Annotated in this window: 12 protein-coding genes; 4 read left to right on the top strand and 8 right to left on the bottom strand. The window is 66.1% G+C overall.

The genetic code is table 11. The features are described from left to right. Window positions 1-382: 382 nt before the first annotated feature. On the bottom strand, window positions 383-4,501 hold the full coding sequence (locus H8F25_RS00580) for a glycosyltransferase (protein WP_197211602.1): 4,119 nt from the start codon (window positions 4,499-4,501) through the stop codon (window positions 383-385). Window positions 4,502-4,693: 192 nt separating this feature from the next. Here H8F25_RS00580 and H8F25_RS00575 point away from each other — a divergent pair, with 192 nt between their 5' ends. After that, a complete protein-coding gene (locus H8F25_RS00575) occupies window positions 4,694-4,987 on the top strand; it encodes a hypothetical protein (RefSeq protein ID WP_197211601.1) in 294 nt (97 codons plus the stop codon). On the opposite strand, the gene H8F25_RS00570 is transcribed toward H8F25_RS00575, so the two are convergent. The 7 genes from H8F25_RS00570 to H8F25_RS18055 form a co-directional block, all read right to left on the bottom strand. Then, window positions 4,914-8,102 (bottom strand): efflux RND transporter permease subunit, encoded by a 3,189-nt coding sequence (locus tag H8F25_RS00570; RefSeq protein ID WP_197211600.1) that lies wholly within the window; start codon window positions 8,100-8,102, stop codon window positions 4,914-4,916. The two genes, H8F25_RS00575 and H8F25_RS00570, sit on opposite strands and share 74 nt — an antisense overlap. Window positions 8,103-8,300: 198 nt before the next feature. Continuing rightward, window positions 8,301-8,534 (bottom strand): DUF3136 domain-containing protein, encoded by a 234-nt coding sequence (locus tag H8F25_RS00565; protein ID WP_197211599.1) that lies wholly within the window; start codon window positions 8,532-8,534, stop codon window positions 8,301-8,303. 115 nt (window positions 8,535-8,649) lie between these two features. After that, entirely contained in the window at window positions 8,650-10,302 is a 1,653-nt protein-coding gene (locus H8F25_RS00560; protein ID WP_197211598.1) for a bifunctional orotidine-5'-phosphate decarboxylase/orotate phosphoribosyltransferase, read from the bottom strand. A gap of 199 nt (window positions 10,303-10,501) precedes the next feature. Continuing rightward, complete coding sequence (locus H8F25_RS00555; RefSeq protein WP_197211597.1) at window positions 10,502-12,235, bottom strand: NAD-dependent malic enzyme; 1,734 nt, start codon at window positions 12,233-12,235, stop codon at window positions 10,502-10,504. Between the two features lie 174 nt (window positions 12,236-12,409). Then, complete coding sequence (locus H8F25_RS00550) at window positions 12,410-14,623, bottom strand: nucleotidyltransferase family protein (protein WP_197211596.1); 2,214 nt, start codon at window positions 14,621-14,623, stop codon at window positions 12,410-12,412. Next, window positions 14,620-15,501 (bottom strand): hypothetical protein, encoded by an 882-nt coding sequence (locus H8F25_RS00545; RefSeq protein WP_197211595.1) that lies wholly within the window; start codon window positions 15,499-15,501, stop codon window positions 14,620-14,622. Before H8F25_RS00545 ends, H8F25_RS00550 begins: the two co-directional genes overlap by 4 nt. A gap of 16 nt (window positions 15,502-15,517) precedes the next feature. Next, complete coding sequence (locus H8F25_RS18055; protein ID WP_197211594.1) at window positions 15,518-15,730, bottom strand: PqqD family protein; 213 nt, start codon at window positions 15,728-15,730, stop codon at window positions 15,518-15,520. An 868-nt stretch (window positions 15,731-16,598) separates the two neighbouring features. On the opposite strand from H8F25_RS18055, the gene H8F25_RS00535 reads away from it, so the two are divergent. From H8F25_RS00535 to H8F25_RS00525, 3 genes are all read left to right on the top strand, one after another. Next, window positions 16,599-18,089, top strand: a complete 1,491-nt coding sequence (locus H8F25_RS00535) for an NAD(P)/FAD-dependent oxidoreductase (protein ID WP_197211593.1) — start codon at window positions 16,599-16,601, stop codon at window positions 18,087-18,089. 127 nt (window positions 18,090-18,216) lie between these two features. Then, the gene (locus H8F25_RS00530; protein ID WP_231596956.1) at window positions 18,217-19,989 is read left to right on the top strand and encodes an ABC transporter ATP-binding protein; all 1,773 of its coding nucleotides are present in this window, start codon (window positions 18,217-18,219) and stop codon (window positions 19,987-19,989) included. A gap of 50 nt (window positions 19,990-20,039) precedes the next feature. Then, the gene (locus tag H8F25_RS00525; RefSeq protein WP_197211591.1) at window positions 20,040-20,468 is read left to right on the top strand and encodes a transposase; all 429 of its coding nucleotides are present in this window, start codon (window positions 20,040-20,042) and stop codon (window positions 20,466-20,468) included. Window positions 20,469-20,503: the final 35 nt, after the last annotated feature.

Raw genomic sequence — 20,503 nt, 5'->3', positions numbered from 1 at the left:
CACAACTTAGTGAATTAGAGCTGAGTCCTTGTCCACACCTAGGTGGACCTTCATCCCGTAGACTCAGCCTCCCGGGCGGCGATAATAGGATTTTTTCTCTACCGTCTTCTGATGTATCTTCGGATTCAGCTCTCCGGCTTTGTTCTTCGTGGAGCCGAGTGCCGATATCAAGGTCGGATCGTTGATCGTTCTCTGCCGCACGGTCATCCCCCTTGCGCTGAGGTGAGCCTCGAAAGTCTCATAGACAAGGGCTCAAGGCCGCATCATGAGGCCCTAGGCCTATAAATGCGGCGGGAGAAGAGATTCGAATGCAAGAAACAAACATAAGTATGCCGTTCATCGAGTAATTTTCATATTTCAGGCGCGAGAATGCCCTGTATATTCATACATTTGTGGTTGCATCAATGGATGACGAATAGTTCGGATTCATTGCAAGCTGCAGGTTATGTAATTGAATCAGAAGGAGATCTGCCTCGTCACGCGCTTCCTGAAGTTGACGTTTGAGCTGCTGTACCTCAACTGAATCGTGGGTAGAAAGCAGATCGAGGCTATCAACCCCCTTCCGACCCTGATTCTTGTGGCGAGTCGTCTCCAGGACTTGTCGGCTTGGGAGCGCAGATTGATCATCCCAAATAGGTTTTGAAGGGCCGACTTTTCGCCTTCTCTGGCCGGCATTACTCCCTAATCCGCCGTAGTGCTGCCGCCAACGCTGAAACGTGATCGCCGGCACTTCAAGAAAGGAGCAGACGTCTTCCATGCTGCTGCCCTGACTCATCATCTGCTCGGCTGTCTGGAGTTTGAGCCTGATGGCCTCGGGAGAGAATCGACTGTGGCTCTCCGAAATCGCCACCATCGGCTTGGGCTTGCTTTGCTGAGGCTGTGAAGCATGATGCGACTCCAGCAAAGGTGCAGCACCGGTGATGCTCTCATGGCTGGACTGGCCCTCAGGGACTGTTGCAAGGCCCTCACCCAGCACATCGAATGCCTTGCGATAGCGCGCAGCTTCACCAATCAGCGGCGTGACATCGACTCCAGGCAGGCCAGGGCCGAACTCCTCGGCAATGGCCACATCGACATCAGCGGCAAAGCGGACGCGCGCCTCCTGCAAGCGACACAGCGTGGCCCGATACACCTCCTGACGGGACAGCCTCCTGGTTTTGAGCTCTGCGACGCCCGCAGCCACATCCTCCGGTGTTGCGGCCACATGCACGGCGTGGGGGGGATGAAGAAAGTGATCCCGTCCACCGATGTTCGCCACCGAGACGACAGGTGTGCCGCAGAGCAGCATCTGCACACTCTCTGGACAGCTGCCATTGGTTTGTGAGAGCACCACCCCCGTGGCCGACTGGCCGATCCAGCTGCTGAGCTGATCGTTTGAGGGATAGAAAAAGCCCTCCGGGCTTTCCAGATCATCGGTGAGATAGGTCGCCTGCGGCAACAGCCGGCGCACCTCCTCCCCCACGTCCTCCATGCCTTCGTAGCGGTGATGAACCAATGCGAGCGATGGGATCTGCCTGGCCAGGAAATGGTTTTCACGCAACTCCAGCGCCCCGATGCAGATCGCATCCCAGGCCGGTGTGGACGCCGCCTCGTGGGGCGGGTGAAAGTCCTGCTCGCTCACGAACATGTTCAGATTTCCAAGCAGCGCCGGCAGACCGGCCTCCCGCAGGGCCTGCAGCTCCACCGCATCGGAAGCCAGGACCCGGAAGCGGGCCTGCGGCCAGCGTTCGGCTGCCTCCGCCAGGCGACGTGGCAACTCATCGGGGACGGCCCAGAGCAGCGAGCTTCCCAGGGTGATCAGATGCAGGGAGGGCCGCCCCTGGAACGCCTGGGGGAACAGCGACAGCGCTCCATAGGGAGCCGACTCTGACCAGGTCGAGATCGCCACATAGGGATCTGTGATGAGCACACCGCAGAGCTGAGACATGTCGATGGGAGCCACCGTGGTCCTGTCCACGATGCTGGATCGGCCGATGGGCAGCCACAGCCGATTGCACAGGGATCGTGCCTCCAGCCCAGGGCTGAATCGACGGGTGCCCACATTGATCAGTGCCGGCAGAACCCTTTTGCCCGCGGCCTGGATGCCTTCCATCAAGATGCCGAACAACCGGTCCTGCCTGACAGGGGCGAGCACCGGTTCCAGTTCCGCCAGCACCCCGGCACGCAGCACCAGCGGCAGGGCTCCGGTGATCAGCGCCGCTTCCTGAGGCGTCGCCTTTGTCCTGATCTGAAGGGACGTCATCTGCCGGCCCCTGCCCTCCTCCACCACGTGGCAGAACGGCTCGACCACATCCGCGATGGGCGAGCGGGCCAGCAGGCGGGTCATCCCCTGCAGCGTTTCATCCGAGACCGCATCGCCATCCGGAACCAGCGCCACGATGTCGTGCGGATCGCGGCGTGCGGCCAGGCGCCACTCACTGAGCGGCACTCTGGCCAGGGGAGGTGTCGCCTGTTGCCCGGGTCCGTCGGCAGGCTGCCCCCGCTCCGCAGCCAGGCTCCGCCAGGTGGTGAGATTGCGCAGCTCGATCTCGAGAGGATCGATCGCCAGCCGCGCCGGCCGCAGCCCTTCCCGCAGGGCCCGGGCCATCCTGGTGGCCATGGCGATCGGATCCGCCGGCAGTTCGGCATCAGGCCGGTCCTCACTGCGGATCAGCTCGGCCGTGCCGCCGGTGAAACTCGCCAGGAAGGGCAGCTGATTCTCCATCGCCTCGTACACCACATAGGGCGAGTTCTCCTGGCGCGACGGCATGATCGCCAGCGCCCGCCGGTCTTTGAGCATCCGCAGGGCCTGCTGGGGATTGAGCGAGCGGTGGTGCGTGATCGGCAGCGGCAGATCCGCCGTCTCCGCGTCAAAACGCTCCTGCGAATAGCCATTGCCGAAGCGCCCCAGGATCAGCACCTCCGGCCTCAGATCGGTCGTGGTTACCAACTCGCGCAGGGCGGCGAGGAACAGATCGAAGCCCTTGCGAATCTCCACCCGCCCGAAGAAGGCCACGCACCCCGGCAGCACGGCTGCATCCACCGCCGGCGTGAACGACTTGCTCTCCGGCTCCAGCACGTTGGGCAGCACCCGCTCCCGTCCTGGCAGCGCGCCATGCTCGCGATTCCACTCGATCAGGTAGGCGCTGGGCGATACCACCACATCACACAGGCGCTGAGCCACCAGCTCCTGCTCGTAGGCCGCCTCGTCCCAGGGCGTGCCGTTGGGTTCGTTGTGCCAGCGCGTGCCGCCGTGCGTGGTGATCGCCAGCGTCGTCTCGGTGAAGGCCAGACCCGCGGCCTTGAGCATCGTGAACGCCGCCGCAAAACCCTGGGTGTCATGGAAATGCAGCAGATCGAAGCGACCCGCCCGCCGCACCGCCTCGACGATCGCCTGCTCCACCTCGTGGGTCTCGAGCGTGCGCTCCTCATCCGCCGCCAGACGCGGGATGTAGTGCAGCGTCACGCCGAAGGTCGACCAGTACTCGAACCACAGCGCCGGCAGTTCCCTGGGCATGTGGAACGGGCAATAGAACACCTCCACAGAGATCCCGTGGGCCGCCTGCAGCTTGGCCAGGGCCGAGATGGCGGTGGCGATGCCGCCATTGGGGGTGCCGGGTCCGCCCAGTTCAAAGGTGACGAAGCCCACCCGCAGGCCCGAGGCCGCCCCTGCCGATCGCTCCTGAATCAGGGCCTCGAGCTGGCGGCCTTCCTCCTGGGTGGGACGACGCAGCCAGCCCTCGGCTTCCAGCGCCGCGCGCGAGCAGGGCTTCGCCCCCTCCAGCGGCAGGCGGCCATGGGTCTCCAGCCACTGCCGGTAGACGGCCATCTCGCCGAAGTTCGTCCCCGTGCCGCGCTGGCGCGCGAACGCCGCATACAGACGACTGCGCCATTTGAAGTGATGCAGCACTGCCCGCATCGGCACATGGGCCACCGAGCGGAAATTGCCAGGTAGGTGATTGCCTCGCTGATAGTAGAAATCAGGCCCGACCCGGGCGAAGGGATATTTGCTCTTCCAGGCGGGAACCGCCAGGCCCATGTCCTCACACAGGCCCGCATGAAACAGCGGGAACAGCGCATCGAGATCGCTCTGCGGACCCACCTCCGGCAGGCTGCCGTCCGCCGCCACGCGCTGCAGCAGGCTGGCGTACAGCTCCTCGACGCCGGCAGCTTCGAGCATGTCCACCATCGCGCGGAGATCCGCTGCCGGCATCTCGAGGAATTCATCCGCATCGGCGAACACCACCCACTCGCCTCGGAATCGCCGTGCCACCTCCGTGATCGCGTCGCACTTGAGCTGCTTGCAGAACACACCATCTGGAGCCGCGATGGCTTCGACGCCTGGAAGGGAAACAACCGCCCGGCGCACGTCGTCATCCCAGCTGCCATGCATCAGGAGCAGGAAGCGATCCACCCCAAGGCGCTGATACCAGCGCACAAAATGTGGCAGGAGATCCGCGTCGGTCTGGCACACGAACGACACGAGTGGAAATCCCGCCACACAGGTCTTGTCGGCGTCCATCAGCGCAGGGATGCGAAAGTGTGAATCAGAAACGGACGTCTGCCGGAACAACCGGGACTGAACGCCGTGGTCATATGGGCCGAGCGTAGAGGCTGCTCACCGGGGCGGCCGCAGCGGCGATGCCCCGACGATCGCGGAGCGCTGCCAACGGCTGCCGCCCTGCCCAGGATGGAATCGGCCGAGCCTCCCCCCATGCCGGATCCGTCCAGCTCCCCACTCCACGACAACGCGACTGAGCCCGACAACCCGGATCGGCCCAAGGCACCCCCCAAAGCCGGAGGCTGGCCCCTCTGGCTGCGCATCCTGCTGGCGGCCCTTCTGCTGTCGTTCGTGTGGTCGCCGTTCCTGGCGATGCTGATGCGCCTGTCGCGGGTCAACCCCGGCCTGCAGCCCACCGGCGGCAGCTCGAACTTCACCCCTCCGGCTCAGCCGGCTCCATCGGGCGGACCGGCAGCCTCCCCACCAGCCCCAGCTCCCAGCCCTTGATCAGCGAATAGAGCGCCGGCACCACGAACAGGCTCAGCACCGTCGCCACCAGCAGGCCGCTGAACACCACCGTGCCGATGCTCGTGCGGCTCACCGCACCGGAGCCGCTGGCGAACAGCAGCGGCAGGAATCCCGCCAGCGACGAGATGGCGGTGAGCAGGATCGGCCGCAGACGGGCGACGGCCGCGCCATGGATGGCCCTGGAGAGGGTCATCCCCTGCTCCAGTCGCTGGTTGGCGAACTCGACGATCAGGATGCCGTTCTTGGCCGCCAGGCTGGCCAGCACGAGCAGCCCCATCTGGCCATACACATCCAGCGCCAGGCCCCGCAGCGACAGGCCCACGACGGCGCCGAGCATCGCCAGCGGCACCGTCACCAGGATGATCAGCGGGTCGAGCAGGTTCTCGTAGAGGCCGGCCAGCACCAACGCCATCACCAGCAGCCCGAGGGCGAACACCCGCAGATTGCCGCCGCCGGCCTTCGCCTCCTCCCGCGCCAGGCCGGCCCACTCCAGGCCGATCGCCGCATTGGAGCGCTCGGTATGCAGCTGCTGCAGCAGCGCCATCGCCTGGCCGGTGCTCACCCCCGGCGCCGGCAGAGCCCGCAGGCTGATCGATCGCACCAGGCCCGAGTGGTTGATCACCGTCGGGCCGGAGCCCTGCTCGATCCGCACCACCTGTGACAGCGGGATCAGCCGCCCCTCGCGGCTGCGCACCGGCAGGGCCAGCACATCCTCGGCATCGCGGCGGCTGCGGCCATCGAGCTGCACGATCACGCGCCGCACCTGGTCGCTCTCGAAGCTGTCATTGACGTAATCGCTGCCGAAGCTGGCACCGAGCGTGTCCACCAGGTCGGAGAGCGACACCCCCAGCGAGGCGAGCCGCAGGCGATCGGGGATCAGCCGCAGCTGGGGGGCGGAGGTGGTGAAGCGGGTCGACACCCGATCGAAGGCCGGTCGGCCATTGAGCTGAAGCTCCTGGGCCTCGGCCAGGAACTCGCGAGCCTGGGCCTCGAAGGCCTCCAGGCTCAGCTGACCGGAGCTGTTGTCGAGGAGTTCGAGCTCGATGCCCCCCTCGCTGCTGAAACCGCGCACGCTCGGGGCCTCACTCAGCTGCACGACGGCGCCGCGCACCCCGCTGCGGAGCTTCGCGTTGAGGCGTTCGGCCACGGCGGCGCTGCTCTGCTCCGGCCTGGTGCGCTGCTCCACCGGCTTGAGCCGCACGAACATCTGGCCCTTGTTGGGGCTGCTGTCACCGAACGAGCGGCCTGCATAGAAGTTGGCGCTGGCGACCAGGGGCTCACTGCGGGCGATCCGGCTCACCTGCTCGAGCACCTCCTGGGTGCGGGCGAGGGCCATGCCATCGGGAAGGATCACGACGCCCCGCAGCTGGCCGTTGTCCTCCTGGGGGATGAAGGAGGTGGGACGGGCCCGCAGCGCCAGGCCGGTGAGCAGCAGGCCCGTCAGCAGCAGCACCAGCATCAGGCGACGGTGGCGCAGCACCCGATCGAGGAACCGGCCGTAGGGCTCCTCCAGTCCCTCCAACGCCCGCCGGCTGACATCGGTGACGCGTTCCAGCCAGGCGGGCTCGCGCTGGCCGGGACGCAGGAGCCAGCTGGAGGCCACCGGCGTCAGGCTGATGGCATTGAGGGTGGAGAGGGCGATCGCGCCGCAGATGGCGATGGCGATCGGCGCATAGAGGCGGCCCAGACTGCCCTCGAGCCCCAGCACCGGCAGAAACACGACCACCAGCACCAGGGAGGTGGCGATCACGGCGCCGCCCAGCTCCGCCATCGCCTCGCGCGCCGCCCGCAGGGCCGGCGTGCCCTGCTCGATGCGACGGCCGATGTCCTCGCTGACGACGATCGCGTCGTCCACCAGCAGGCCGGAGGCCAGCACCATGCCGAACAGCGACAGGGTGTTGATCGAACCGCCGGACAGACGCAGCAGGGTGAGGGAACCGATCAGCGAGATCGGGACGACGGCGGCGCTGATCAGGGCCAGGCGGCTGTTGCCGAGCCCCAGCAGCAGCACGGCGAACACCAGGAGCACGGCATCCCGCAGCGACTCCACGGCCCTGTCGATGCTGGTGCGCACCGTGCGGGCCTCATCGACGATCACCTCCATCGCCACCCCAGGCGGGAAGCGGGGTTCCAGGTCCTTCAACGCCTCGCTCAGCGCCTGACGCACCTCCAGGGCATTGCTGCCGTCCCGCTGAAACACGCCCAGGGCGATGGCGGAGTCGCCGGAGAGGTTGGTGGCGATCGTCTCGTAGCTCTCCTTGCCCAGGCTCACCCGGCCCAGGTCGCGCAGCAGGATGATCCCACCGTCGTCGCTGCGGGCCACCACCAGGTCGCCGAACTCCTCGGGGGTCCGCAACCGCCCCTCCATGCGCAGCGGCAGGGTGGTGAGCTGATCGGCGGGCGCCGGCGCGTCGCCGCTCTGCCCCAGAGCCGCCAGCACGTTCTGGGCCTGCAGCGCCTGACGCACATCCACGATCGTCAGGTTGTGTTCCTCCAGCCGGGCGGGATCCAGCCAGAGGCGGAAGGCGAGGCTGCTGCCACCGAACAGGGTCACATCGCTGACACCGCTGACGCGCCGCAGCCGGTCGCGCACCACCTGGTCGACCCAGCCCGTCAGGAAGGTGTCGCTGTAGAGGCCTCGCTCGGCGCTGAAGCTGAGCACCAGCAGCAGGTCATCGGAGCTGCGCCGCACCTGCACCCCGAAGCGGGCGACCTGCGGCGGCAGCTGCCGCGTCACCACCGTGGCCTCGTTCTGGGTGTTGATCTGGTTGAGCTCGGGATCCCCCCCCTCGAAGGCCAGGGTGATCGTGCTGCCTGAAAAGGAGCTGGTGGAGCGGATCGTGTCCAGCCGCTCCAGGCCGTTGAGCTGCTTCTCGAGCAGGGCCGTCACCCCCTGCTCGACCACCTCAGGACCGGCGCCGGGATAGCTGGCCCGCACCGTGACGCGGCTCGGGGCGATCGGAGGCAGGTTCTCCACCTGCAGGTTGGGAAGGCTGTAGAGGCCGGCCAGCAGGATCAGCAGGCTGACCACCAGGGTGAGCACCGGCCGCCGCAGGAAGGGTTCGGCGATCGATCGCTCCGGTCTGGGCTCCATGCCTTGGGATCAACGTCTCGGGGGGAACTCCCGTCGGCACCGTAGGGCCGCTGCCGGGGCAGCCGGCGCCGTGGCGGGCAGCTCACCCCGGAACAACAGGCCAGGCCACAGGGAGCAGACGAGCGGCTCGCCCCCGTGCGGCGGTCCGGAGACGACTCCAACCCGAGGGCGCCAGGACCGCGTGGACCCGGCTGACGCTCAGACCGGCGAGCGCTGCAGCACCGTGTGCAGATAATCGGGCGACTTGTAGCGGCCCGGCAGGCAGATGTGCAGCTGCTCCAGCCGCCCCCAGCAGACGGTGCGCTGGATCTCGGCGAGCGTGCGGCCCTCCTGGATGAGCAGTCTCAACGCCTTGCAGTACAGGGGATACTTCGCCTCCAGCTCGCCGATCGAGGGAGCGGAGCTGGCCGCGGCCCGGTTGCCCTGGGACATGGGAAGAATGTGTGCCCGGGGATCGCAAGGGCACTCGTCCACCGTACGAGGCGGCATGGGCCCGCCGGGGCAGGACTTCACCAAAGCCAACCCACATCGCGCTGACCGGTGCCGCTCAGACGCGGCTGACGGCCTGGGGCTGGTGGCCCAGCAGGGAGGCCTGCGCCTCGCTGAGCCGTCCATGGCGGCGCAGCACGGTGGTGATGCGACCGATATCGAGCACGGCGCGCACGCGATAGCCCCGTTCCGCCAGACGGCGCAGCGCATCGCTCCCCTGACCGGCGCCGCCTGAACCGCCGCCAGCGCTACCACCTCCGCTGCCACCTCCGCTGCCATGGTCGATGAACACCACCACGTCGCGCACCACGAGGCCTGAGCTCTCGAGCTTGGTGATCCCCTCCAGCAGGCTGCCGCCGGTGATCAGGATGTCATCGACGAGCGCCACCACATCGCCCTCGTTGAAGTCGCCTTCGATCAGCCGCCTCGCCCCGTGGGCCTTCACCTCCTTGCGGGGATAGATCAGCGGTTTGTGGAGCTGCAGCGACAGGCCCGTGGCGGTGGGCAGCGAGCCGTAGGGAATGCCGGCGATGCGATCGAAGTCCAGCCCCTGCAGCAGCTCGGCATAGCTGTGCAGCACCCGGTGGAACAGGTTCGGATCGGAGATGATCTGGCGAAGATCGACGTAATAGTTGAACACCGCGCCGGAGGCCTGCACATACTCGCCGAACAGCAGGCAGCCGATGTCAAACAGATCGAGGATCAGCGCCTCCATCGGCTCGATCGCACCCGCCCCGGTCATGGCCGCCCCGGTGATGGAGCCCCTCGCGGCGGAGGGGCGTCCATCGACCGAGGGATCGGCGGTGCCATCGGAGCCCACCGGCCTGGCGTCGGCCTGGACGTCCTGGCCGGGCAGCCACAGCTGACAGCTGGCGCCCGCCTCCCGCTGACGGCTCTCCAGCCAGTGATGGCGGCGCTCCTCGATGCGCCGCTTCAGACAGGCCGCCCGCTCGGCCATGTCGTCCTCCACCAGCAGGTTCTGGGGCAGCGGCAGCAGCAGGCCATCGGCGGAGGCGCTCAGACCCGCCTCCAGCAGGGCATCAAGCCTGTCCTCCTCGGCCCAGAGACTGCGCAGGATCAGGAAGCTCTCCGGCGCCTCGGCCCGCACCCGGGCCAGGATCGCCGGATCGCTGGTGCCCACCTCGAGCATCAGCTGCTCCGGCGTCGCCCACAGCTGGGCCTCGCGCACGATGCGCAGGTACAGGGGGCGCTCTTCGTCCGGATGGTGCTGCAGCACCCGCGCCGCCGGATTGGAGCTGTGGCAGGTCACCACCACGGCCTTGTCGGGATAGAGCAGGAACGGGGCGGCGATGTCCTGGCCCGCCAGCGGCGAGAGGGTGGCGGCATCGGCCCCCAGCTCGCGGAACAGATAGTGGGCCAGGGCCGATGAGCTGTTGAGATCGCCGTGCTTGGCATCGATGATCAGCGGGATGTCGAGCGGCACCAGCTCGCGCACCTCGCGCAGCAGCTCCAGCCCCACCGGGCCGAGGGCCTGGTAGAAGCCAAGACTGGGCTTGTAGGCGCACACATGGGGTGCGGTGGCCTCGATCACCGCCTTGATCCAGTGGCGCGCCTGCGACAGGAAGGAACGCCCCGCCATGCCGCGCCGGAAGGTCCAGCTCTGCAGCATCTCCGGATTCGGATCCAGACCGGTCACCAGCAGCGACTGGTTGCTGGCGATCGCGTCGGTGAGCTGGACGAAGAAGCCCATCGCGGCGGCCGGAGGATGGAGCGTTGCTAAGCCGCCGCCGGTGCCGAGCGCGAGCCCGCGACATCGCTCTTAATGGTTGGACTTAATGGTTGGACCGCACCGCCGGGCCGCCATCGGCGCGCTTCCTGGATGGAAGAGGGGGTGGGCGCCAGCCCGGGCGCCACCGTGACGGCCGCAGCCCAGAGCGCCTCGGCGCCGATCAGGCCGGCAGCACCTCCGGGTACACCGGCCGCCAGCGGCGCTGCTCCAGGCAGGCCCGTGCCTCCTCGGGGGTCTGGGCCCGCGTCGCCAGGCCCCCGGCCACGGCCGTCAGGGCAACGGCCTCCGCCACCGCCCGCGACACCGCCTGCACCTGGCTCAGGGGCGGCATCAGCGAGGCGTCGGGATCGGAGGCGGCCGGGATCACCGCCGCCAGGGCCTGCAGGCTGGCGTCGATCATCGCCTCGCTCACCTGGCTGGCCCCCACCGCCAGGGCGCCGAAGCCCAGCCCCGGGAACACGAAGCAGTTGTTGCACTGCCCGATCGGCCGCAGACGGCCCGCCACCGGCACCGGCGCGAAGGGGCTGCCGGTGGCCACCAGGGCGCGTCCCTCGCTCCAGCGCAGCAGGTTCGCCGGCGTCACCTCCGCCAGGGGCGTGGGATTGGAGAGCGGCAGCACGATCGGCCGCGCGCAGCCGCGGCAGAGGGCCTCGATCACCGCCTGATCGAAGGCACCGGCCACCGTGGAGGTGCCGATCAGCACCGCCGGCTTCACCGCCTCCACCAGCTCCTGCAGGCCGATCTGGCCCTCGGCGTCGGGCCTGGCTCCTGCCGCCGCCAGGGCCTCCATCCGGCCGGCGTCGGCGGCCCAGGGCAGCGCCAGCTCCCGCACCCCGGCCCGGCCCGCGTACACCAGGCCGCGGCGATCCAGCAGCCACAGGTGCGAGCGGGCCTGCATCGGGCTCAGCCCCTGGCCGATCAGCAGCCGCTCCAGCCGCTCGGCGATGCCGCAGCCGGCCGTGCCCGCCCCGAAGATCACGATCGGCGACTCCGCCAGGCTCTTCCCCAGTCCCTGCAGGCCCGCCAGGATCGCGGCGCAGGCGACGCCGCTGGTGCCCTGGATGTCGTCGTTGAAGCTGGCGATCCGCTGCCGGTGGGCGTCGAGCACGCGGCGGGCGGTGCCGGCGGCGAAGTCCTCCCACTGCAGCAGGGCCCCGGGGCAGAGCTCGGCCACCGCCTCAACGAACTCGGCCACGAAGGCGTCATAGGCCTCGCCCCGCAGGCGCGGCTGGCGCACGCCCGGATAGGTGGGATCGGCGCGCAGATCCTCCCGGTCGGTGCCCACATCGAGCATCACCGGCAGGGTGGTGGCCGGATCGACGCCGGCGCAGAGCGTGTAGACGGCGAGCTTGCCCTGGCAGATGTGGATGCCACCGGCGCCCTGATCGCCGATGCCCAGAATCCCCTCGGCGTCGGTCACGAGCAGCAGCTCCGGCCGCCAGTCGGGTCCTTCGGGGCTCCAGGCGGCGATCGCGGCCGCCAGCACCTGGCGCAGGCGGCCCTGCATCGGCGCCGAGAGGAACACCCCCTCCGCAGGGGTGCGGTAGGTGCGCGAAAAGGCCTGGATCGCCTGGCCGACGGTGGGGGTGTACACCAGCGGCATCACCAGCTCCACGTGATCCGCCAGCAGCCGGTGGAACAGGGTGAGGTTGCGCTCGCGCAGGCCCTGCAGCCAGCCGTAGCGCTCCAGGTCGCTGTCCATGGCCGCCAGTGCCTGGCGGCAGCGCTCCACCTGCTGCTCGAGCGACTCCACCTCCCAGGGCAGCAGGCCTTCGAGCTGCAGGGCCTGGCGTTCCTCCCTGCTGAAGGCCGTGCCCTTGTTGCAGCGCGCATCCGCCAGCAGGGCCGCGCCCCGCAGCGAGGTGCGCACGGGAGCAGGGAGGGGGGCGGTCACGGGCGGGGAGCAGCGTGGTTCCGGTCTAGGTCAGGGCACCGGGCTGTTCTGATCGTCCTGCGGCAGACAGGGGGGTGAAGGCCGGTAAGCATCCAGCGCCTTCGCCGTTTAGCTGTTGGGAAACATCCGATCGAGGCGCCCACCATCGAAATCCACTCGCGACCATCCTTTTGATCAAGGCAGGGTTCGGCAGACAGCACGGAACTGCCGCAACTGCTTCCAGGCCTCACGAAGATGGGCAGGAAGAGCGGTGGGTCTTTGGACAGCGGAATGGCTGGCCGCAGAGCGACGGGCTTCTCTGGCGGCGGAGCCGAACAACATATGCAGATAGGCCAGTCGTGCTGGCAGGCCATCGTGCAGCAGCAGAAAAACGGCGGTGCGGCTGAGTGGATTGATTGCGAACGTCGATTCAATGGCGGTGAACAGCCGCCGCTGGGCGATCAGCTCAAGCTGCCGTTGACGGCGATCGGCCGGCGCCGAAACGAGAAAGGCCGCGGGAATTTCAAGAGTCATTTCCCTTGCCACCACGGCGCAAGGGACCCAGAAAGCCCGCGGGACAGCACAGGCTTCCACCCAGGCCTGGAGACGCGGCCAATCGAGCGGCCGGCCGGCCGTCTGCAGCACGTGTTGTACATCCCAGGCCAGCTTGTGACCCTGGCCGAAGAGGTGGGTGGTGGCATGAGTGACGGCATGCAGGATCATCCCTTCGGGATCGAGCGTGTCGAGCGCAGAAAACCCAGGCACCGCCCAACTCCGCTGCAGCATCTGTCGTTCCGGCAGCCCCCAGAAGGCGGGCATGATTCCGGTATGAATTTCGATCGGCACCCCGCGCCAGCTGATCGGGGCCAGGTGATGCTGAGCGCTGCGCATGGCATTGGGATCGCCCTGAAAACCATCCGCAATCAGCTGATGCCGGAGCGGTTGAGCCAACCGTTCGTCCACCAACAGATCAACATCACCAGCGGCCCGTAGCACCGTCTGTTCGCCGCCCCTGGCGAGAAAGGCCGCCCCCTTGAGCAACACTCCACGCCCTCCGAGCAGGGTAAGCGCCCGGTCGATACGCTCGAGCGCGTCCATCTGCACCACCTCACGCAGACCATCGCGAAGCGCAGCCTCACGCACCCTTGTGTTGAAGAACGCCGGGGCCCAGCGCTGCAGCTCGGGGGCATCGAGAACCGGAAGAAGCGGTCGAGCCAGTCCGGAGGCCAGCAGCATCGCCGCCTGCTGCTGCCAGTCGAGATCAGCGCGGCCGAGCAACCGTGACGCTTCAGATCTCCAGGAACTCGTGCCCGTGGTGATGCCCTGATGGAACAGTCTCGCGGCTGCCTCCGCATTCACGATCCGGCGGTTCAGCGCGCCGGCACGGCGCTGGTCGGCGATCAACAGCGCCATGGCGTGGCGCTCAGCGGCGAGGAGCCCATGAGCCATGTGCTCCCTCAGGGCCGCAGCTGCGGAGGGATCACCGGTGATGTGAAGGCAGAGATCACACAGGCCGCGGTAGCGATCGTGGAATGGGAAGGCCTCAAACCCCGGAATCTTCACGAGTTCCGCGCGCAGCCGCTCGGGACCGAGTGTTCGGATCGCGTCGAGCAGTGGATCGTCGCGATGGGCAGCCAACAGGGCGGATAGAGGCTTGTCGCTGAGCGAACCGATGTGGAGCGGATGACCGGGAGGCGTGAAATAGGCTGGGCCGTTGCAAGCGATCAGCCGACCGTCATCGGTGACGGTGGCGGCATCACAGGCTCTGCAGAATCCGGATGTTTGCCCCCGCCACTGGTGATCGGGGGTATTGCGAGCCGCAGCGCCTACTGGCTGAACGTCGTAAAAACGCAGCTGGGCCGTCGGGAGCTCGGCGAAGGGCGCCACGAACGCATCGATATCGTCTTCATCCTGCACCCGGGTGATGTTGATGTTCACGGGTAAGCCGAGTACGGCGCCGGCTTCAACGATGTTGACTGCAGGCTCCGGACCTTGGAAGGCCGCATGGTAGCGATCGAAGCTCACGGTGAGGCGGGCCAGACCGGCGGCCAGCAGCGCCTGCAGCCGGGTGCGGGCAAGCTTCGGTGTGCAGCCCCAGAATCCATTGGTGGTGAGGGTTGAACCGATGCCGAGCCGGCGTGACTCGCGGATCAGCTTCAGCACAAGCTGCTGGCGCAGCATCGGTTCTCCACCTGTGAACTGAATGGCCCTCACCCCTGCCGCTGCTGCCTGGCGAACCACCTCAAGGAGTTCCTGCTCTGTGGGCTGGCGGTCTCGTAACTCCGGACTCGACTCCACGCTGCAATGGGCGCAGCCGAGGTTGCAGCGCCGCGTGACCATCAGGGGCAGATAGAGTCCAACGTTGGGATTGGATGAAAGCGAGCCGGCGGAGGGGGCTGAGTCGGTCATGGCCTAAAATGGTCTTGTGGCAAGAGAGCGGCGATGGCCTCCAGCATCGAAGGAATGGGGCCGCGACCGAGGTCGTAGGCGGGTGCAAGCTCGGCCAACTTTTGCAGCCGGTTGAGGGCGGCTCCCATCCCGGCAGTCCTCACAACATTCGAGTATGGCGCGAGCGCAACCAGTAGCTCCGCCGGCGAGAGCCGACGACTTTCAGCGGCACCCAGCTTCACCCCGCGCCGGGCAAGGAAAACAATCAGGGTTGGTGCAAGTGCACAGGCTGAGGCTGGCAGGCCACCCAGCTCGTGAGGATGAAATAGGCAGCCCTCTGAAGTAGGCATGAACGAAGGAGTTGCGGCCAATCGCTGCCAGAAGTCATCACCGAGAAGCCGCCGGCTCGGATGCCGTAGCGACACCCGACGGGGAGCAGCAGACAATCCCCCACCTTCAGGATCCAGGAGTGCGATATCGTCACCGAGGAGCGAGAAGCCGGCTAGCCAGAGGGCTATGGCCAAAGTGCTCTTTCCTGACTCAGCGGGGCCAACGATCAGGAGCCCGAAACGACCGCGGCCGAGCAGGGCCGCGTGCAGCGTGGTGACCGAGGAATCTGGGAGGAAGAGTTCTTGGAGCGCTGAATACTCCACTGTGCGGATGGCATCGGCCACAGACGTGCAAGTGGTAAAAAGTTCACCAGTAGGCCCGTGCACTTGCCACCGATCACCTGAATAGCCAAAGTCATCGATGCGCCAGCGCAAAACGGGTTGATCACAGGCTGCAGGTAAGTACACCTGGCGATAGCCAAGAATGACTATTCCGAGCGCAAGGACCATAGGGCTCTCGCTGACCAGTTCGTGGCGGCGATTTGCAACTTGCCAGGATACTGTGGCCATGGAAACAGCCACAGCTTCAGCCCCAAAGTTCGACCATTCCGTGAACCATCAAACTCTCTATGAATGCCGAGACATCGCCTAAGGCCTTATCGTAGGACAGATCCGGATGCGAGGCCGCAAGGGTGTCAGCCAATGCCGAGCATGTACATGGAGTTTTTAGGAGCCTCCAGAGACTGGAACCCGCTGGATTGAGAATGACGGTTGTGTGCCTATCACGGTGAAATAACACAACTCGATCCCCGACCTCGGAAGACTGAATCCGAGAGCACTGTTCATAAATGATGGACAAGAGCTCTCAAGCGAAACAACCGGAAAGCAGCCAAGAGGTATAGAGCAGGAGGACGCCAACGAAATCTAAATGGGCCAGACCACTGACGCCCCAGTGCCTGCATAGGCGACTTCGCGTTCCAGATCCTCCAATTGAAGGATCTGCTCGATTCGAGGAGATTCGTAGGGCTCGGGAGCAGAAGGAGTTGCCTGCTGAGTATCTTTGGGTAGGTCCATGCTCGAGATAGCATTTTAAACTATATTACACCAGGCCAGTCCAGATAGGGCCGCCATGCGTCCTGATTTGCTGACGAAGTCAGCGGGGGCATGCTTGTGGCTCCGGCGCAAAACTTCCCGCGCGCGCTTGCCCCTCGCCGGTCGCTGGTTGCAAGTGCTCGTTTCTCGGGTGGAGTGGCCTGATCGCCATTCTGAACCCAGTCGCCCACCAGGCGGCACCGGCTTGGGAGGGGTGGGGGTTCTTCCGCACGGTCATGGCATTGACGCTCCACCCCGAGCATGAGTCGCCAGTCCCGACTCATCTTGCCTCACCATGGCGCAGCTGACTCCCCCGTCAGCGGCCGTCGCTGAGCCCAAGGAATGGCGGGTGCCTGCACAGGCTGACTGAAGTCCATGCTTCCTGGCAGCTTATCTCCGACACCGAAATCACCATGGAACAGCTTCCTCAGACGCTGTCCCGGAGACACCCCGAGGAGCGCGAGGTCCCTACTCCTGCTCCTCTCCAAGGAGAGCTGCTGACCTGCAGCTCGTGTCGGCAGGAAGCGGAGCAGCTCAATCACGCTGTAAAATCTGAGTAAATGTGATTGGAATCCTTGGTTCTGCATGAAATCGATCACCCCCTAAGAGTCGGGGTGATTGGCGCAGGCCCCGCCGGCCTGACAGCCGCCTACCTGCTGAGCAAAGCCGGCCTGGAGCTCGACATCTGGGAGGCGGATCCGATTGCGGTGGGTGGCATCTCACGCACGGTGCGCTACAAGGGCTTTCGTTTTGACATCGGCGGCCATCGCTTCTTCTCGAAATCGCAGGAGGTGGAAGATCTCTGGAGCGAGATTCTTCCCGATGACATGGTGGTGCAGGACCGCCTTTCACGGATCTATTACCAGGGGAAGTTCTACTCCTACCCGTTGGATCTGGGGGAGGTGGTGAATAACCTGGGCAAGCGCCAGTCGCTGCTCACCCTGGCCTCCTACCTGAAAGCCAAGATCGACAGACCGGCCAGCCCAGCCAACTTCGAAGACTGGATGACCCGAAAATTCGGCGGGCGCCTTTATCGGATGTTTTTCAAGAGCTACACCGAGAAGGTGTGGGGCATTCCTTGCCGTGACATCTCCGCGGATTGGGCCGCGCAGCGCATCAAGGGCCTCTCCCTGATCCAGGCCGCCTTGGCGGCCCTGCGGCCAGCCCAGCGACAACCCGAGGCGGGCGACGGCGCTCGCTCCACCGTGATCAAGACCCTGATCACCGCCTTCCGCTACCCACGCCACGGCCCCGGCATGCTCTGGGAGGCCGCCGCCGCCAGAATCCGCGAACGGGGAGGCCGGCTTCATCTGGGAACCCGGGTGAGCGGCCTGGAGCGCACCAGCGAAGGCAGCTGGCGTGTGACCCTGACGAACGCCTCTGGCAGCCAGCGCCAACAGGTGGTGGATCAGCTGATCAGCTCCGCGCCGCTGAGCTGGCTCGTGGCCCAGGTGCAACCCAGCCTGCCGCCCGAAGCCCTCGAAGCGGCAGCCGCCCTGCGCTACCGCGACTTCCTTACGGTGGCCCTGATCCTGAAGACACCGAGCAGCTTCCCCGACACCTGGCTCTACATCCACGATCCGCAGTTGCAGGTGGGACGCATCCAGAATTTCATCAACTGGTCGGCCGAAATGGTTCCCGACCCGCGCATGGCCTGTTACGGCATGGAATATTTCTGCAACGACACCGACCCGATCTGGAACAGCAAGGATGCCGACCTGATCGCCATGGCTACCAGCGAGCTGATCAGCCTGGGGCTGGCGGCGGAGGGAGATGTGATCGATGGTGCCGTGGTGCGCCAGCCCAAGGCCTATCCCGTCTACGACGACCTCTACACCGAACGCCGCGCCATCATCCGCGACACCCTGAAGACGCACTGCCCCGGCCTGCATGTGGTGGGCCGCAACGGCATGCACCAATACAACAATCAGGACCATTCGATGATGACGGCCATGCTCACGGCCCGCAACATCCTCGCCGGTGAGCAGCTCTACGACGTCTGGCAGGTGAACCAGGACGCTGAATACATCGAGGCGGATGTGGCTGGTGGCGGCAAGGGTGGCTGATCAAACAGCCTGGCTCCGGCGGCTGCCGAGGCCTCTACGCCGCCGCCTGGCCGGGGCCTTTCCTGGCAACGCGCTGGGCAGCCTGATCCTCCAGACCGCTGGCCAGTCCTGGCGACTGCTGGCTGCCTTGCTGCTCTCCAGCGTGCTGCTGGCCCTGTGTGAGGGACTCACCTTCGGCGTGATCTTCCAGGCCGCCCGCCTGCTGAGCGGCGGCGCGGCCACAGGGGCGATGGCCATGCCAGGGCGTATGGGGCTGCCGCTGGGCAGCCTCAGCACGCTGCCTCTGGGGCAACGCTTTGCCCTGTTGCTGGCCCTGGCCGTGCTGCTGCAGGGCCTGACGAGCCTGTTCAACTACATCAATGGTGTCTCGGCCGGTTGGTTTGCGGCCCGTTGCGAGCGCGAAGTGGCACCGGCCATCCATCGCCACCTCCTCAGCCTCAGCTATGGCTGCGTCAGCCGCTACCCGGTGGGCGACCTGGTGAACCGCTGCACCCTGGCTCCCGTGGCGGTGCAACGGCAACTGCAGGAGTGGGCTCAGGTGCTCAGCAACCTGCTGCTGGTGGGGGTCTATCTGGCGGTGCTGATCCTGCTCACGCCGCTGCTGTCGCTCGTGGCGGTCGCCATGGCGGCGGCGATCGCCCTGCTGCAGAGTCAGCTGCGGCCGCGCATCCGCACAGCCTCCAAGCAGCTGGCGGAGGCGGGCCGACGCATGGCATCGGCGATCACCGAAGACATCCAGATCCTGCGCCTGCTGCACAGCACGGCCGGCATCACCAGGGCCATCAAGCGCCAGGAACAAAGTGCCGTGCAGCAGGAACGGCAGATGCGCCGAATGGGCCTGCTGGTGCCGGTGCTGGAACCGGTGAGCGATCTGCTGCCGGTGCTGGCGGCGGCCCTGATCGGCCTGCTGAGCTGGCATCTCTTTGAAGGCCAGCAGAGCCTGATGGTGCCGAATCTGGTGGTGTTCGTGCTGGTGCTGCAGCGGCTCAATCTGCGGCTGACGAGAACCGCCGGCTGCCTGAACCGAATGGCCGAGATGCATGGCTCGTTGCAACTGGTGGAGGAGCTGCTCGATCCGGCAGGCAAGCAATTCCGCCGCCGCGGTGGCGTTCCCTTCGCCGGCCTGCGGCAGAGAATCCGCCTGGAAGGTGTCTCGCTCACCTACGCAGGGCGCCATCAACCGGCCCTGGACGGCATCGATCTGGAGATCCCAGCAGGCAGCACCGTGGCTCTGGTTGGCGAATCAGGCGGCGGCAAATCCAGCCTGGTGGACCTGCTGGTGGGCCTGATCAGCCCCAGCGGGGGACGGATCCTGTTGGATGGAGTGGATCTGGAGACGATCGATCTGGACAGCTGGCAACAGAAGCTGGGAGTGGTGAGCCAGGAGCTGCTCCTGCTCAACGGCAGCATCCGCGACAACATCGCCTTCTCGGTGCCCCACGCCGGCGAGGAGGCCATCCGAGCGGCCGCCGAAGCCGCCGATGCGGCCGCCTTCATCGAGGCGCTTCCGGAGGGCTACGACACGCTGATCGGAGAGCGGGGTTTCCGGCTCAGCGGCGGGCAGCGCCAGCGGCTCTGCCTGGCGCGGGCGCTTCTTCAGGATCCGGAGATTTTGATCCTCGATGAAGCCACCAGTGCCCTCGACAGCCCCACCGAGGCCCGCATCCTTGAGGCAGTGGAGCGATTCGCCCACAACCGGACCGTGCTCACCGTGGCCCATCGGCTCAGTTCAGTGGTGCATGCAGATCAGATCCTGGTGCTCGGAGGCGGACACATCGTGGAACGGGGGCGCCACGACGAACTGCTTGGCCTGCAGGGGATCTATGCGGCGTTGTGGAGACAGCAGGCGAACACAAATCGAGCGAACACAAGGCAAATGCCAGAGATCACACGAAAATGATCGCCATGCTCCGCAGACATTCCCCGACTGCGTAGCCAGGGCAGAACCACATGAACCACGCAGCAGGCCCGTCCCCTCATGCCCTTGACCGAAACCGTGAGGGAAGCATCCCAGCCATCACCAAAGCGATGCGCCTCCAGGCTGGCACCCATTCGCGTCTGGGACTGGTGGGAATTCAAGACACCGGCTTCAGTTCAAATGTCTTTGGCAGCAGGGCCGGGAAGAACCTGGTTCCGGGCAGTGACGTGCTCTCTGATGGTCTGGCCTGCTTCCGCTTGGTCACCACGGCAGGATGTAGCCATGAAGCCATCATCACCAGCGGTAAACACCCCAATGATCTGCCGCAGTTCGACTGGATCAAGACATTGCTGGTCAACCTCAAGACAAGCACCAGCGGCAACTTCCACGCCTACAACTCTGACCAATACGCCAGGAGACACCTCGGTAGCTTCTGCTCCCACTTCAACAGATGCTTCTGACTGGCGGCGACGACTGAACGGATCGACAATGCGGC

Source organism: Synechococcus sp. CBW1004, from assembly GCF_015840715.1.
In the GTDB taxonomy this organism is placed as follows: domain Bacteria; phylum Cyanobacteriota; class Cyanobacteriia; order PCC-6307; family Cyanobiaceae; genus Cyanobium.
This window is presented reverse-complemented; position numbering and strand designations above follow the sequence as displayed.

Bases quoted from the DNA above. Each gene is read 5' to 3' on its own strand.
- H8F25_RS00580 (WP_197211602.1), bottom strand. From the start codon at position 4,501: ATGGACGCCGACAAGACCTGTGTGGCGGGATTTCCACTCGTGTCGTTC.
- H8F25_RS00575 (WP_197211601.1), top strand. From the start codon at position 4,694: ATGCCGGATCCGTCCAGCTCCCCACTCCACGACAACGCGACTGAGCCC.
- H8F25_RS00570 (WP_197211600.1), bottom strand. From the start codon at position 8,102: ATGGAGCCCAGACCGGAGCGATCGATCGCCGAACCCTTCCTGCGGCGG.
- H8F25_RS00565 (WP_197211599.1), bottom strand. From the start codon at position 8,534: ATGTCCCAGGGCAACCGGGCCGCGGCCAGCTCCGCTCCCTCGATCGGC.
- H8F25_RS00560 (WP_197211598.1), bottom strand. From the start codon at position 10,302: ATGGGCTTCTTCGTCCAGCTCACCGACGCGATCGCCAGCAACCAGTCG.
- H8F25_RS00550 (WP_197211596.1), bottom strand. From the start codon at position 14,623: ATGACCGACTCAGCCCCCTCCGCCGGCTCGCTTTCATCCAATCCCAAC.
- H8F25_RS00545 (WP_197211595.1), bottom strand. From the start codon at position 15,501: ATGGCCACAGTATCCTGGCAAGTTGCAAATCGCCGCCACGAACTGGTC.
- H8F25_RS00525 (WP_197211591.1), top strand. From the start codon at position 20,040: ATGAACCACGCAGCAGGCCCGTCCCCTCATGCCCTTGACCGAAACCGT.